This is a genomic window from Clostridium sp. YIM B02551 (assembly GCF_022324735.1).
Lineage (GTDB): Bacteria > Bacillota > Clostridia > Clostridiales > Clostridiaceae > Clostridium_T > Clostridium_T paridis.
In genome coordinates, this window is sequence record NZ_JAKGTF010000009.1 from 77651 (window position 1) to 92538 (window position 14888).

The 14888-nt window shown below is 30.6% G+C and carries 16 protein-coding genes, 1 riboswitch and 1 other annotated feature; of the genes, 2 read left to right on the forward strand and 14 right to left on the reverse strand.

The annotated features are described in order from the left end of the window. Nucleotides 1-34: 34 nt before the first annotated feature. The 3 genes from L1S47_RS11950 to L1S47_RS11960 form a co-directional block, all read right to left on the reverse strand. Nucleotides 35-2026, reverse strand: coding sequence for a class I tRNA ligase family protein (locus L1S47_RS11950; RefSeq protein ID WP_238883763.1), 1992 nt, complete (start codon nt 2024-2026; stop codon nt 35-37). A 102-nt stretch (nt 2027-2128) separates the two neighbouring features. Further along, nucleotides 2129-2372: a binding site (T-box leader), on the reverse strand. Between the two features lie 56 nt (nt 2373-2428). Beyond that, entirely contained in the window at nt 2429-3073 is a 645-nt protein-coding gene (locus tag L1S47_RS11955) for an MBL fold metallo-hydrolase (RefSeq protein ID WP_238883764.1), read from the reverse strand. A gap of 56 nt (nt 3074-3129) precedes the next feature. Next, a complete protein-coding gene (locus L1S47_RS11960; RefSeq protein WP_238883765.1) occupies nt 3130-4320 on the reverse strand; it encodes a multidrug efflux MFS transporter in 1191 nt (396 codons plus the stop codon). Between the two features lie 163 nt (nt 4321-4483). On the opposite strand from L1S47_RS11960, the gene L1S47_RS11965 reads away from it, so the two are divergent. Next, nucleotides 4484-5056 carry a TetR/AcrR family transcriptional regulator gene (locus L1S47_RS11965; RefSeq protein ID WP_238883766.1) on the forward strand — a complete coding sequence of 191 codons (573 nt, stop codon included), beginning with the start codon at nt 4484-4486 and terminating at the stop codon, nt 5054-5056. A gap of 86 nt (nt 5057-5142) precedes the next feature. Here the strand turns inward: L1S47_RS11965 and L1S47_RS11970 are convergent, their stop codons facing one another. The 7 genes from L1S47_RS11970 to L1S47_RS12000 form a co-directional block, all read right to left on the reverse strand. Continuing rightward, nucleotides 5143-5622, reverse strand: a complete 480-nt coding sequence (locus tag L1S47_RS11970; RefSeq protein WP_238883767.1) for a MarR family winged helix-turn-helix transcriptional regulator — start codon at nt 5620-5622, stop codon at nt 5143-5145. A gap of 19 nt (nt 5623-5641) precedes the next feature. Further along, nucleotides 5642-6367 (reverse strand): flagellar motor protein MotB, encoded by a 726-nt coding sequence (locus L1S47_RS11975; protein WP_238883768.1) that lies wholly within the window; start codon nt 6365-6367, stop codon nt 5642-5644. Nucleotides 6368-6384: 17 nt separating this feature from the next. Next, nucleotides 6385-7176: a flagellar motor stator protein MotA gene (motA, locus tag L1S47_RS11980; protein ID WP_202768738.1), complete on the reverse strand. Its 792-nt coding sequence runs from the start codon at nt 7174-7176 to the stop codon at nt 6385-6387. 351 nt (nt 7177-7527) lie between these two features. Beyond that, nucleotides 7528-8178 (reverse strand): TetR/AcrR family transcriptional regulator, encoded by a 651-nt coding sequence (locus tag L1S47_RS11985; RefSeq protein ID WP_238883769.1) that lies wholly within the window; start codon nt 8176-8178, stop codon nt 7528-7530. After that, entirely contained in the window at nt 8171-9364 is a 1194-nt protein-coding gene (locus L1S47_RS11990; protein ID WP_238883770.1) for an MFS transporter, read from the reverse strand. The genes L1S47_RS11985 and L1S47_RS11990 overlap by 8 nt, the downstream gene beginning before the upstream one ends. Before the next feature lie 138 nt (nt 9365-9502). Then, complete coding sequence (locus tag L1S47_RS11995; protein ID WP_238883771.1) at nt 9503-10153, reverse strand: flavodoxin; 651 nt, start codon at nt 10151-10153, stop codon at nt 9503-9505. Beyond that, on the reverse strand, nt 10153-10728 hold the full coding sequence (locus tag L1S47_RS12000) for an NAD(P)H-dependent oxidoreductase (RefSeq protein WP_238883772.1): 576 nt from the start codon (nt 10726-10728) through the stop codon (nt 10153-10155). Before L1S47_RS12000 ends, L1S47_RS11995 begins: the two co-directional genes overlap by 1 nt. Before the next feature lie 124 nt (nt 10729-10852). On the opposite strand from L1S47_RS12000, the gene L1S47_RS12005 reads away from it, so the two are divergent. Next, nucleotides 10853-11443 (forward strand): TetR/AcrR family transcriptional regulator, encoded by a 591-nt coding sequence (locus L1S47_RS12005; protein WP_238883773.1) that lies wholly within the window; start codon nt 10853-10855, stop codon nt 11441-11443. 48 nt (nt 11444-11491) lie between these two features. Here the strand turns inward: L1S47_RS12005 and L1S47_RS12010 are convergent, their stop codons facing one another. From L1S47_RS12010 to moaC, 4 genes are all read right to left on the reverse strand, one after another. Next, nucleotides 11492-11929 carry a GNAT family N-acetyltransferase gene (locus tag L1S47_RS12010; protein WP_238883774.1) on the reverse strand — a complete coding sequence of 146 codons (438 nt, stop codon included), beginning with the start codon at nt 11927-11929 and terminating at the stop codon, nt 11492-11494. A gap of 70 nt (nt 11930-11999) precedes the next feature. Next, nucleotides 12000-13019 carry a HoxN/HupN/NixA family nickel/cobalt transporter gene (locus L1S47_RS12015; RefSeq protein WP_238883775.1) on the reverse strand — a complete coding sequence of 340 codons (1020 nt, stop codon included), beginning with the start codon at nt 13017-13019 and terminating at the stop codon, nt 12000-12002. A gap of 126 nt (nt 13020-13145) precedes the next feature. After that, a riboswitch (cobalamin riboswitch) is annotated at nt 13146-13332 on the reverse strand. A gap of 86 nt (nt 13333-13418) precedes the next feature. Next, nucleotides 13419-14402 (reverse strand): GTP 3',8-cyclase MoaA, encoded by a 984-nt coding sequence (gene moaA, locus L1S47_RS12020; RefSeq protein ID WP_238883911.1) that lies wholly within the window; start codon nt 14400-14402, stop codon nt 13419-13421. Then, nucleotides 14383-14868 carry a cyclic pyranopterin monophosphate synthase MoaC gene (gene moaC / locus L1S47_RS12025; protein ID WP_238883776.1) on the reverse strand — a complete coding sequence of 162 codons (486 nt, stop codon included), beginning with the start codon at nt 14866-14868 and terminating at the stop codon, nt 14383-14385. The genes moaA and moaC overlap by 20 nt, the downstream gene beginning before the upstream one ends. Between the last annotated feature and the right edge of the window lie 20 nt (nt 14869-14888).

The following is a 14888-nucleotide window of genomic DNA, read 5'->3' on the forward strand; positions in this document are numbered from 1 at the left end:
TACTTCTTTAGTTTAATACTAAAGAAATTCATACTTAATTAGCAAATTGACTCTCATGTTTCTCAAAGAAATCTTCTCTTGGTTCTAAATATTTTAATCTATGACTAGTTGGCTCGTCAATAAATTTATATATTGGTTCGAAAATATACTCCCAATTCCAAAGGTTGTTATTTACATTTAAATATTCTCTTAAAAATTCTGAACTATTAGGTGCTATTGGATGAATTAATGTAAGTGTAGTTCTAACTGCATGGAAAGAATCTATTAACACTTGCTTACGAAGCTTTTCATCTCCATTTGTTTCTGCTATCCTCATATTATTTACCCAATACTTGTTCATTTTACGAATATAACTATCTAAAACATAGGTTACACTGTGGAATTCATGATTATACATATACCTCTCATAGGTTAAAATAGCATCGTTAGATTCATCTAAAATCTCTTTGCTTATTTCTCCAACTGGTATACTACCCTCAAAATATTTTTGAGCTGTATAAAAGCATGAACGTGCTAATCTATTAAATACATTGGTTAGTAAATTACCATCCTTTAAAACTGTATCTGGCCCTTGTTTATCTTCCTCCTTCATAAATGCTTGAGGCATAAAACTTACACTTTTCTTAACTAATCCAAGACTTAGAAAATGCATTCGCAATTGCTCTGCTGTATAATGATTTAATAACTCTCTTGCCATAGGTGGCTTAACTTTACCACTACTACTTGCTTTCTTATCCATAAACAATAAATGATTATTTGCTATTAAATGAGGAAGGTTTACATTTTCCCAATTTACAGCATCTGAACTTTTTATTCCTAATAAAGCCAAAGCCATAGCCATTTCTGCAATTCCATAGAAGTAAATATTGTCTTCACCTATGAATTGATATACCTTTGAATCCTTTGAAACCCAAAAATCCTTCCATGACTCTTTATCTTTCCCAATAGACTCAAGATAAGTTTTTGTAAAAGAAATAGGTGCCCATAAAGATTCTGGCCATACCCAGAAGGTTAAATCTTTTAGATCTTCTTTTTCAGGTACTTCTATACCCCATTCAACATTTCCAGATAATCTAAAAGGTACTAAGGTTTTACCTGTTCTAAATCTGATACCTAGTTTATCAAATATTTCTCTTGCTTTATCCCTATCATTTAAATTTTCAAATACAAATGAAATAGATGGTTTCTTTGGTTCATCAATTATTGTGTATTTTGGCAGCTTCTCTTCAAGGTCTGTGACCTCTTCTAATTCCTTACGCTTTACATAAATAATTGGAGATTTTAAAAACTCTTCAATTGTATTTAATAAATACTTACGCCAGTTAGAATTGTTTTTTAAATAATTAACATCTTCATTTAATAAATTATTATATTCATCTAATTTAAAATACCAATTAGTAACATCCTTTAATTCAGGTGTTTTACCTGATAATATGCTTTTAGGATCTATTAATTCGCTAGGCATATATTGATGTCCTAAATCACATTCATCTGCATATCCTTTTTCTGAAGCACAACCTTCAATAGGGCATTTACCTACTACTTGGCGTCCATTTAAGAGCACTTTCTTATCAGGATCATAAAATTGTGGTGATGATAATTTAACTAAATATCCACCTTCATATAACTTATTAAATATATTCTCTGATACTTCTTTGTGTATTTCTCCTGCTCTATCTAATGCTGAAGCACCATATAAATTAAGGCTCATTTCATATTTATCTAATACTTCTTTTTGCTTTTCATGATTCTCTCTAACATAATCCTCTATAGTTCCTCTATAGTTACCTTCATCTACTATTTTTCTATAGCTTGCTAATATAGGTGATCCATAACAATCTGTTCCAGATACAAATACAACATTTTCAGATCCTATTCTATCTCTTAAAAATCTTGCAAATGTGTCAGCGTGTACAAATACGCCTCCCACATGTCCAAAATGTAATTCTTTATTTCCATAGGGCATCCCTGAAGTTATTACTGCTTTCTTAGGGAATACTGGTCTTTCTATTTTTCTATCTTCCATAATAAACACTCCTTAAAATAATAATTAGTATATCTTTTTAAAAATGAATTTATGTTGTTAATAAAAAAAGCGATAAAAAAACACCTCCTACAATAATCTTTTTGTAGGGGCGAATCTATCGCGGTACCACCCTATTTTATTAGTATGTCGCCATACTAACCTTATCAAGTACTAATATACTATAGTTCTGTAACGTGAACAAACGTCATATCATCACTTATTTTTAAATAAGATCCGTATGCAGCTCCGAGCCTTGTTTCATTAAAATATCCACCATTCCCTCTCAGCAAAATAGGAATTCTCTGTAAGTTTCAATAATAACTACTCTTCTCTTCATAGCCTTTATTTTTATAAAGTATAATAAATGGAAAGAACTTTGTCAAGGGGGTATAAAGGTCTTATTTATTTATATTGAAGAACTGCAATGCCTTCATGCTCTTTAATATTCTCTTTATTTACATTAAACTCAGCATACTCACATGACTTAAGCCCAGAAACTTTAATAAATTTATCAACCTTTGCAAATATAAGCCCTAATATTCCTAAGGCCTTTGTTCTATAATGCATTGGAATTATAACCGTTGGATTTAATTGTTTTCTTACTTCATTTGCATTTGAAGCATCTACTGTAAATCCTCCACCTACAGGAAGTAATAAAATATCCACTTTTCCTATTTCTTTCACCTGCTCTTCTGATAAAATATGCCCAAGATCTCCGCAATGACATACATTTAAACCATCTATTTCAAAATTGTATATTGTGTTTTTTCCCTTCTTAGCTCCTGATTCATTATCATGATAAGTTTCAACACCTTTAACCTCTATACCTTTTTCATTAAAAGTTCCGAGCTTATTAATAAGTACAAAACTACTTTTTACTGCATCAACATTATTATGATCTTTATGTTCATGACTTATAGATACTATATCAGCTTCAACTTCAGGTAATTCATATCCTAACATTTTATTAAGCGGATCTATAAGTATCTTAGTTCCATTTTCAGAAGTTATCATAAAACATGCCTGTCCATACCATTCAATTTTCATATTAAATCTCCAATCTTTCTAAATTTTTTATAAATTTATTATATTTTATATTATTACTAATTTAAATTAAGTTTTTTATATACCTTAAAATATACTAATACTGCATTAATAAATAATAGTGCGCTTGTAATAAAGAAAACATATTTAAAACTAAACCACGCTGCAATTTGTCCCCCTAAAACTGCACCTATAAATGCTCCTAAATATCCTGCTGCTGTAGTAAATCCAAACACTCTACCTATAAGAGACGATGGTGTTATTTTTTTTACTAGTATATTTACTGAAGGTATAAGGCCTGCTGCAGTTAATCCAAATAAGAAACGCAATATCATTAATTGCCATGGATTTTTTACAAATGCTTGAGGTATAAATATAATTCCTGCAGCTATTAGTGCAACTAATATAACTTTATAAGCACCAATCTTGTCAGAAAGCTTCCCAAGCCTTGGAGCTGCTATTATATTTGCTAGACCAGAGGCAGAAAAAGTGATTCCTGCAAGCAATGCAATATGAGTAGTATTCTTAGACAACTCTGATATATATACTGTAATAATTGGTTCAACAGTATACAGCGCTATTGTTAAAATTAAAAAGGTTACAAACATAGTTATTGTTAATCCTCTTTCAGGCATACTATTCCACACTTCCTTTATGCTAAGAGGTTTCTTCTCTTCACGATTAAATGACTCCTTTACAAAAAATAAAGTTGTAATAAATGCAATAAACAATAGTGTTCCAGTTATGAAAAAAACACTTTTGAATCCTATGTAATCACTAATAAATCCACCAATAGTTGGTCCTAAAAGTGATCCTGCTATATTCGCTGTAGAAAGTGTTCCTAATGCGTAGCCAGCGTGAGCTTCTTCTGTCTGGGTCGCAATTAATGTTGTGCAGGCAGTACTATAACCAGTTATGGCACCTTGTAATAATCTTAATCCTATAAGCACATATACATTTGGTGCAAAACCCATTAACCCAACAATTATTGCCATACCAAGACTAGCCCTAAGTAACATTGGCTTTCTACCATACCTATCAGCTGCTTGTCCCCATATCGGTGAAAAAACAGCTGATATTATATAAGTAATTCCAAAAGCTATTCCTGATAGCTGTGTAATTGAATTTGTATTTCCTACTCCAAGGTGTTTTATATAAAGTGGTAAAATAGGTGCAATCTGACTCATTCCTATTCCTGTTACAAACATTCCAAACCAACAAACTGCTAGATTTCTTTTCCATAACTCCATAAAACTTCATCTCCATTAAATAAATCAAAGTCAGAATATATTCTTTCTAAAAATAATGATAAACTATATTTTATAGTTTGTAAACTATTATTTATAGTTTGATTAATACATTATATAATGTTAAACTATTTCTATACTTTGATATTTCAAGGAGTGATACCGTATGCAAAAACGTAATTTAACTAAAGAAAAAATAATTGAAGCGTCCTTTTCATTAGCTGATGAGATTGGCCTTAATCAGGTTACTTTTCCTAAAATTGCTGAGAAATTGGGTATAAAATACCCTTCATTATATAATCATTTTACTAATATGGATGACCTAAAAATAAAAATGACCATATATCTTTTAAAAAAATTGAATATTACATTAATGCAAAAATTAATTGGAAGAAGCGGGGAAGATGCCATTAGAGAATTCGCTAATGTTTATAGGGATTTTGCCCTAGAAAACAAAACTGCTTATGGGCTTTTTACTAATATTCCTGAAACTAAGGATGAAGAAATTTTAAATTTAGCTAAAGAAACCAACACTATAGTTCGTCAAGTTTTAAACTATTATGTGAAAGACGAGGATCTTCAGGTTCATAAAAGTAGAATATTAAGAAGTCTTCTACATGGTTTCGTTTCTCTACATTCACTAGGTTACTTCCAAGGGCCAGCTAATATAGAGGAAAGCTTTAAGATTATGATTGATGACTTTATTTTATCTATACAAATGAATAATAAAAATAGGTAGTTCAAAATTAATTTGAACTACCTAAAAATGAATTAAGGCTAAATTATAAATTATATGATGTAGCCTTAATAACTTAACTTACATATTTAAAATGCTTTTTTATCTTCGTATATTTTAGTGCTTGATTTTCCTATCTTTTCAAGTAAATCTTTGATTGTAGTAAATGCTTCCGAAAGCTTAACTATCTCGCCCACTTCTAATACACTTAGTTTCTCTAACAATATACTCTCCATAATTTCAATAGACTTTCCAACTAAAGCTAGTCCCTTTTCAGTTAGTTTAATATGAGTAATTCTTCTATCAGCCTTATCTTTAATTTTAACTATATAGCCCAAATCGCTCAATTGCTGTAAACATCTACTAGTATTAGGAACTGTAATTGATAATCTCTTGTTTAAAATAGACGGAGTTATATCCTGAGAATTATATATCTCAATAAGGGCCCTTGATAAAAGTGGGCTAAGTCCTGAAACCCAGTATGGAAATAAATCTAGAACTTCCTTTTGAAATATTGTATGAAAATTAACTATTGTGTATATTGCCTCTTTCCTTTCAACCTCACTCATATACTTCCTCCATAAATAACTATTCTGATTTTTTATCATTAAGCGCATATTTACGGACTACTAGTATGTCTATGCTTCGATTTTTAGCCCTTCCTTCGGCTGTGGAATTGTCATATTTAGGTCTATATTCACCATCAGCCTCAATTGAAAATTTCTCTGGCGCAACCTTACCACTATGAACGAAGAACTCCATAACATTTGAGGCACGCATATAACTTAAGTCCCAATTTGAACGGAACTTTGCATTCTTTATGGGTATATTATCAGTATGTCCACTAATTCTTATCTCATTATCTAAATCTTTTATCATACCAGATATTTGTAAAAGCACTGGATTAAATTTTTCTAGAACATCTGCTTCACCTGAATTGAAAAGCACTGTATCTTGAATATTAATACTTAATCCTTCTGCACCAAGATTCACTTTTACTTGATTATCATATCCATTGCTTTTGATCTCTTCATCTAAGGCTACTTTAATATCAGCCATCTTATCTTGTTCCATTATACTATTTGTTACTGCTGCTGCCCCAGGAGTATCTCCGCCACTATCAACTAAGACACCTTTACCACCAGCAAAAATTGCATTGAATGTTTGACTTACTCTTGCAAGTTTTTTGTTATCTACTTGACTCATTGCAAACATTACTATGAAAAGTGCCAATAGAAGTGTCAACATGTCTGAATATGGAAGAAGCCATGTTTCATCAACATGTTCTTCATGATGTTCTTTTTTACGTTTCATCATTGGCCTCCTCTCAATTAATTTTCAGTAGTGCTACTACCTTCTTCAAGTCTTTTTCTGTCTTTTGGACTCAACATACTTGCTAACTTTTGTTCAATTGCCTTTGGATTTATTCCTTCTTGTATAGATAAAATACCTTCTAGCATTAATTCCATATTACTCACTTCTACAGTTGACTTTCTTTTAAGTCTTGAAGCAAATGGATGCCAAATAACGTAACCAAAGAAAATACCATAAAGTGTCGCAACGAAAGCTGAAGCTATCGATTCTCCTAGCTTTTGAGTATCATTTAGGTTTCCAAGCGCTCCTATTAATCCTATAACTGCACCTAAAACCCCAAGTGTAGGAGACGTTCCTCCTGCAGTAGTAAACATTGAAGCTCCGACTCTGTGTCTTTCTTCCAAAGCCTGAATTTCACCTTCAAGGACTTGTCTACAAATATCAGGTTCAACACCATCAACTACCATCTCTAAACCTCTCTTCATGAAACCTGCTTCCATCTCTTGAATTTTAGTCTCTAGCGATAGTAATCCATTTCTACGAGTTTCTTGAGCTAAATTGATTATTAGGTTTATGATGTCTATTGGATCTTGCTTTACTTTATTACTAAAAAGAGCTCCAAATAGCTTTGGCATATTTAAGAATTCTTTTGAAGTATAAGCATTCATTACTGCAGCCATAGTACCTACAAGTATAACTATTACAGCTTCTCCATTTACTAGTATAGCAACACTAGCACCTTTTAAAAGTAATCCTGTCAAAACCGCAAAAAACCCAACAACAATACCAATCAATAGAAATATGTCCATCTTCTCACCCCTTCAGTATTTATGTATTTTTTAAACCCGAAATTTGTATATTTTAGTACAAATTTGTTGATTTATGATATAAATATCTTACCATAATATATATCGTATGAAAAGTATCTTTCGATAGATTTAACTGCAAATTAATTTTTTCCAACCCATGAATAATTCACTAAGAGACGTGGTTTTATAACACTTTACACCACTTCACAATTAACAAAAATAATTAATTTGTTACCATTTTGTGTAAGTGTTTGTCTATTCTTAACATTTATTAATTAATAATTAAATAATTTTAAATATAAAAAAGCCTGGATAAGCATTACTTACCCAGACGTTCCATATAATCCAAAATCAATTTTTTATATTTTGTGCTTTAATAGAATTTATGATCATCTCCAATACAGATGAAGAAATATCTTCAAACGTAATATCTTCATTATTTTCAGGCAATTTAGTATAGCTCATTCTTTGCAAAACTCCCATTATCGTTTGAAATATATAGTAACCAGTTCTAATTGGATTTATATCTTTTCTTAGTGTTCCGTCACTTATTCCTTTGTTAATTGCTGAATTCAGAAAATAATTTTGGTTTTCCTTACTAACAAAGTTCGCATACTTATTTTTAAGTTCTTCATCAGAATCATAGGTATTATAATAAAGATCAAATAAAATAATAAATTTCATCTGTTCCCTATGCTCTTTTGCAAATTGAATCCAAGCATTAAGTATTAATTTAAGCCTTTCCATTCCACTAACATCACTATTATCTCTACTAACTATATATTCCGTCATATTATCTAAAACATTCATTTGCACTTCAAATATTAACTCATCTATGGATTTAAAATGTTTATAAAAAGTAACTCTGCTTACTCCTGCTAAGTTACATACATCCTTGACGCTAACATTAAAAAAATTATTTTCTAGAAATAATTCTCTTGCTGAAGCAATAATCTCAAGTCGATTTTTACTTTTTAAATTCTCATGCCATGAATCACTCATTTTGTATAACCTCATCTTTATCTTTTTTAGTTAAGAATATTGTACCAAAAAGAATTAATGCACCCAATATATATGGTAAATTAAAATTAATATCAAAAAGGTTGCCTGCCATTATTGGGCCGATTATATTTCCCATACTAGTATACGTAGTATTTAATCCAGAAACAAACCCTTGCTCATCACTCTTTGCTTCATTCGATAACAATGTATTTACAGTTGGCCTTAAAAATGAATTAAATGCGAAAAATATAGAAGATACAGCTAAAAGATAAATAAAATTTACTTTTACTATCATTAATAAAAGCGCAATTGATGACATTAGTAAAGAAAACTTAATTAACTTAAACTCCCCAAATCTTGTTACTACTTTATCTAAAAGCCATACTTGAGTTAGAATTCCAATGGCTGCACCCAGTGTAATTAATATGGAAATATATTGAGAATTAAATCCATATTTATATTCTGCATAAAGTGAGTATACTGTTTCATAGCTAACCAGCCCAAAAGTCATAACGAGTATTAATAACAAGTATTTAAAATATGACATATGAAACGATCTTGTAAGTTGTTTAATGATTGACTCCTGCTTTTTTGATGCCTTTGAAATATTTCTTTTTTCTATTGGAAGAGTTTCTGGAAGTATTATAGTTAGTAACGTTGAAATCAGTCCTAAAAATGAGGCTAAAAAATATGGCGCTCTTAATCCAAATTGAGCTATTATACCTCCAATTCCTGGACCTAATACCATACCTAAATTCATAGCTGCACTTATATACCCCATCCCTTTTGCTCTAGTTTCTCTTGTAGTTATATCTGCAACATATGCTAAAACAGATGGAACCATTATTCCTAGTCCAATTCCCCCAATAATGCGAGCTATGTAGAGTAACATTAAAGTATGTGAAATTGCAAATATAAAGTCAGCAATTACAGTTAAAGATAAACCTGCTAATATCATTATTTTTCTACCATGCCTATCAGAAAGTCTTCCACCAATAGGTGAAAAGAGGAATTGAGCTGCTCCAAAGGCTGCAACTAGGTATCCTGCAGCTGCTCCAGCAACATTAAATTGCTTAAGATAGTCAGGTAATATTGGAATAACCATGCCTTGTCCCAATAAAGCAATAAACAAATTAAGCATCAATATAAATAAAGGAAATCTCTTTTTTTCATATAGTTTAAACATTATTATCCTCCTTAGTTTACACATAGTAAATAGTTTACACTATGTAAACTATTTTATATTTCTTTTTTTGTTTTGTAAAGAAAAAAATAGAGTATGCAGAATTCTCGCACACTCTATTTATAAAAATTTATTTATTCATTAAACACTCCCTATAAAAGGCTTATCATATAACTTCTCTTCACTAACAGACATACTCTTGGCAGCTTCCACCCAATTTTTTTGTCCTTCTGAAAAAAACATCTCCCTAGGTATTTTGGGGGATATAAAAAAGTTATCTTTTGATTTATTTGAATTACTAACAATATCTTCACTTACTTCTAAGAATGCATTATATGCATCTTTTTTCATTTCGCTATTAAATGGAATAATATCTTTTGTCCCTCTCATAAATTCTCCCGCTCCAATACCTACACCAAATCTCCACTCATAACCTACTTTTTTGCAGAAATGTTCTAATATTTTAAGAGCATATCTATTTTGTATTCCCTCAAAAAATCCGCAGTTAACTACTCCATAAACTTTTACAGATTTTTTAATAATCTTAGCCTGTTCTTCTAAATTAACCAAAAACTCAACTACTGTCGATGGTAAAGAATCTACGTATAGCGGGAAAGTAATTACTAATATATCTGAACTTGCTAGTTCTTCATAATTCACCTTATTATTTATAGTACAATTATTTACTTCAACATTTTCAAGTTGGATCAACTTAGTAAGTTCCTCAATAAAAAACATAGAAGCACTGTTATTACCTCTTGGACTTCCATTAACAAAATATAATTTTCCCATTATATTTCCTCCCCCACAACTTTAATATAACTTAATATACTATTTACCAAGTTTTCAATTTCTGCTGCATCTCTACATACATAGCTTTCTGCATTATCCTTTTGAAAGTTTATAGCATTTGCTTGATTTAACCCTTTAAATGTCTCTTCCTCATTAGCAGTAATATCTCTACCATAACCGACAAAAACAAGCTCTGGATACTTCTCGTAACGTGGTGCATGATGCATTTCACCATTAACATCTTTAAAGAAAGGCAGAATTTTGCATATACCACGATCTAATACCCTTTTTATTTTAGGGCTATAGCATCCATATTTTATTTCACTTAAAACAATATACAAATCACTATTTATCTCAGTTCTACTTATTTCTCTAGTTATATCATCAAAAACACATATACCAGGTGTCTTTAACCAACAATTAAAACACCCTATACATTTGTTCATTTTCTCATCTTTAACATTATAGTATTTGTAATTATAATTACTCTCTCTAAGTTTTTTAAGTAACTCTTCTTGAAGTTTTTCTCCCACGCTACTTGTAGCTTCACCATCACTAACTAACAATATATTCATAGTTATCCTCCTTTTAGTATGTTTACACTGTAAACTTTATATTTGTATTATATTTCACTAAGTTTACACTGTCAACATTTTATGATATAATTTTTTTTAGAAAATTTTTTGGAGGAAAAACTAAATGGCAAAAGATAACTATCATCATGGCACATTAAAAGAAGATATGATAAGAAATGGTCTACAGCTTTTAAACAAAGAAGGTTTTGAAAGGTTTTCATTAAGAAAAGTTGCTAGTATGTGTGGTGTTAGTCATACTGCACCATATAAGCATTTTAAAGATAAAGAAGATTTAATTAACTCAATAGCTTTAGAAGTTTGGGAGGCTTTTTCTATTTCTTTATTAGAGTCTACAGAAAAATATCCTGATAATCCAAGAATTCAAATTCTTGAGATGGGAAAATCCTACGTTAAGTTTATGGTAGAAAATCCTGAATATTTAAAATTTATGTTTCTTACAGAACATAAGTATCCAATATTTATTAGTAATAAAGATTTACATCATCTTAATGATACTCCTTTTGATATTTTTAAAAAGAGCTGTGAAAATTACCTTAATTCAATATCAACTAAAAAAGAAATGTATTACTTAGATACTATATCAATGTGGAGTTTAGTACACGGTATAGCACTACTTATCGCAAATAAAGTAATCGAATATGATGGAGATTATTTAGAATTAGTAGAAAAAATGATTAATGAAAAACTTGAATAGCTTATAAAAAAGAGAAGCCATAAATATAAAATGGCTTCTCTTAATTCTTTATCTGTGGATAAATTTATTCTTTTTTAAAACAATAGGTGTTACCCTATCTCCATAGAAATCTTCTGCATTTCCAATTACTTCGCATCCTAACTTTTCTAACATTTTTAATGTTATATCTCTTGCTTCAATATATATTTCCTCTGCTCCGAGGTTAAAGACTTCATTAAGTGAAAATAAAGCAATCTTCTTACCTAAACCTTTTCCACGTAACTTTTTATCAACTGCGTATCTGCCCCAATGCCATTCTCCTTCTTTTTTCCAACTTGCAACAACAGCGACTATTTCTCCATTTAATTTTCCACACCACCAAATGGGTTCAAATTCTTCACTTATGGGAATTAATTCTTCCGGTATATGTTGTTCTTTTTTAAAAACTTCTATTGATAGCTTTATGACCTCTTCCATGTTTTCTTGCTTAACTTTTTCTATATTCAAAATTACCACCCCAATTTACTGTTAATCTTAATAGAATTATACTATGCTTATTGTACTCCTACAAATAATTCTATTTTTCTCCTATATTAAGTATCCTCCAACCAGCATAGGATATTCCCCATACCACTATAAATAATCCAACTAAAATATAACCAGCAATATTAAAATCTAAGTTACTAATAAAATTACAGAATTCATTATCTAGTCCAAGTATAGGTGTTATCATTTGTATTATTTCAATGAATCCAATAAACAAAGCTGCAATTACTGAAAGCCCTGTAATGGTAAGATTGTAATAGATTTTACGAATTGGTGTTGAGAAAACCCATTCGTATGCCGTGCACATAAAGAAGCCGTCTGCTGTATCCATTAAACTCATTCCTGCTGTAAATAATATTGGGAAAGATAACGTGGCAAGAATCGGTATCTCATGACTTGCTGCAGTTGCTGAAGTTGCTAAAAGAGAAACTTGAGTTGCAGTATCAAACCCTAATCCAAATAGAAATCCTAGTATATACACATGCCATCCTTTTCTAATAGACTTGTACACAATTCCAGTTAATTTATTAATAAATCCTTTGGAATTGTCATAATCTAGCTCTTCTTCCTTATAGGTGCCTTTTCTTACTTTTAAAAAAGTTTTAAAAATATCCTTCCACATGAAGAGGTTAACTAATCCAATAATAAGAAGGAAACTACCTGAAACTGCAAGTGAAATAGCACCTCCATACTTTTGAAACTGTGGCATACTGCTTTCAGTCCACTTTACTGCAAAAACTGTAAGTGCTGCCATTATTATTACTACAGTTGAATGTCCAAAGGAAAATAGAAAACCTACTCCTTTTGGATTTTGTCTTTCTTGCACCAGCTTTCGAACTGTATTATCTATTGCAGTTATATGGTCTGCATCAAAAGCGTGCCTAAGCCCTAATGTATAAGAAAGAACTGCCATACCAATTATTTGTGGATACTCGCTAACACCTGTTAGTAATAGTGCAATACCTATGATATGCAATGCTAGTACAGCAATAATATATCTAACGAATCCTGAATATTTCTTTTCTTGTATATTTGATTTTATTGTCTCCAAAAAGTTTTCCATCCTTTATATAATATTCTCATTTAAAAAGCCTCTTAACTTTATTCGTCAAGAGGCATAATTGCGAAAATAAATATAAACATTTATCATTACAAATACCCCCTATCATCCGTAGAGTTATTTTCTCAAAATATAGGCAGGTCTCCTGACTTAAGTATCTACATTCTTATAAGCCTTCCCAAGATATCTCAGTGACATATTTTATAAGAACTACTCTTTTACAGTGGCGGGACCGTGAGGGATTTTCACCCAACTTCCCTTTTAATTAATCAACTACGATTAAACCTATATTATATACAAATGGTATAATAGCACATTACATTAAACAAGTATAGTTATTTTGTTCAAGATTATAATTCTGTGTATTCTTTTAGAAAAACTCTCTTGCCTTTATCCACCAATCTGTGACATAAGCCTTTTATCTTCGTCTTGATTGTTTGTTCCAAAATTATGTTTATTCGGCTTATTTAGAATTGTATTTTTAATTATTTTCTCAAGTTCATCATCTGAAACTCCTTTTCTTAATATGTTTTTCAAATCAACACCATATTTCCAATGCAAACATTGCTTTAGAAAACCATCAGAAGTTATTCTAAGCCTATTGCATGAACTACAAAAATTATGAGTTAATGGACTTATAAATCCTATTCTTCCTCCTCTGTTATAATTTTTACTATGAGCATAATAATATATAGCTGGCCCGGAGCCTAAAATATTTCCTTCATAAGGTTTAAGAATATACTCCTCTTCAATTATATTTTTAATTTCATCTGAGGTTATACCTTCTGTCCCTTTACTAAGCCCTATTGGCATCATCTCAATAAAGCGAATATCTATATTTCTTTCTAGTGCAAATTTTATAAGATTTAAAATTTCACCATTATTATAGCTATTAATAATTACTGTATTAAGTTTTAAAATCACACCTTTTTCTATACATCTATCAATAACTTCAATTATTGTACTAAGCTCACCCCCTCCTGTTAATTTTCTATATTTCTCATGATCTATACTATCTAGACTTAAATTGATTTTATTAACACCACTATCAATTAGCTCTTCTAAGTATTCATTAAGTAGAATTCCATTAGTAGTCATTAGCACTTCTTTAATACCTTCAACATTTTTAATTTTTCTTACTAGGCTGCATACATTTTTCCTCATTAGAGGTTCTCCCCCAGTAATTCTGATTTTTTCTATACCTAACTTAGCTGCAATACTTACAACTCTAATAACTTCATCGAAGGACAACAATTCATGCTCCTTTTTAAAATATGTATTACCTTTTCCAAGGCAGTATATACATCTTAGATTACAATTATCCGTAATTGAAATTCTTAAGTAGCTAATAGTTCTACAGTACATGTCTAACATAATCCCCACTCTTTCCTCCACTTTTCTGAGTTAAGTATATATTTTCAATAATCATACTCTTGTCCACAGCTTTACACATATCATATATAGTAAGTGCAGCAATTGAGACTGAAGTTAATGCCTCCATTTCAACGCCAGTTTTTCCTGTTGTCTTTACTATAGCTTCAATTTGAATACAATTATTCTTATAATCTATCTCGAAATCAACTTGGCAGTTAGTTATTATGAGAGTATGACACATAGGAATAATATCCTGTGCCCTTTTGCTGCCCATTATCGCTGCAACTCTTGCAACTCCAAGTACATCTCCTTTTCCTATTTTTCCTTCACTTATAAGATCAAGGGTTTCCTTATTCATTTTTATATTACCTTTGGCAATAGCTTTTCTACTTGTGTTGGATTTTTCGCTTACATCGACCATTACAGCATTTCCAGCCTTATTAAAATGTGTGAATCTCTTTTCCATAGTACGCTCCCCTAACCAAA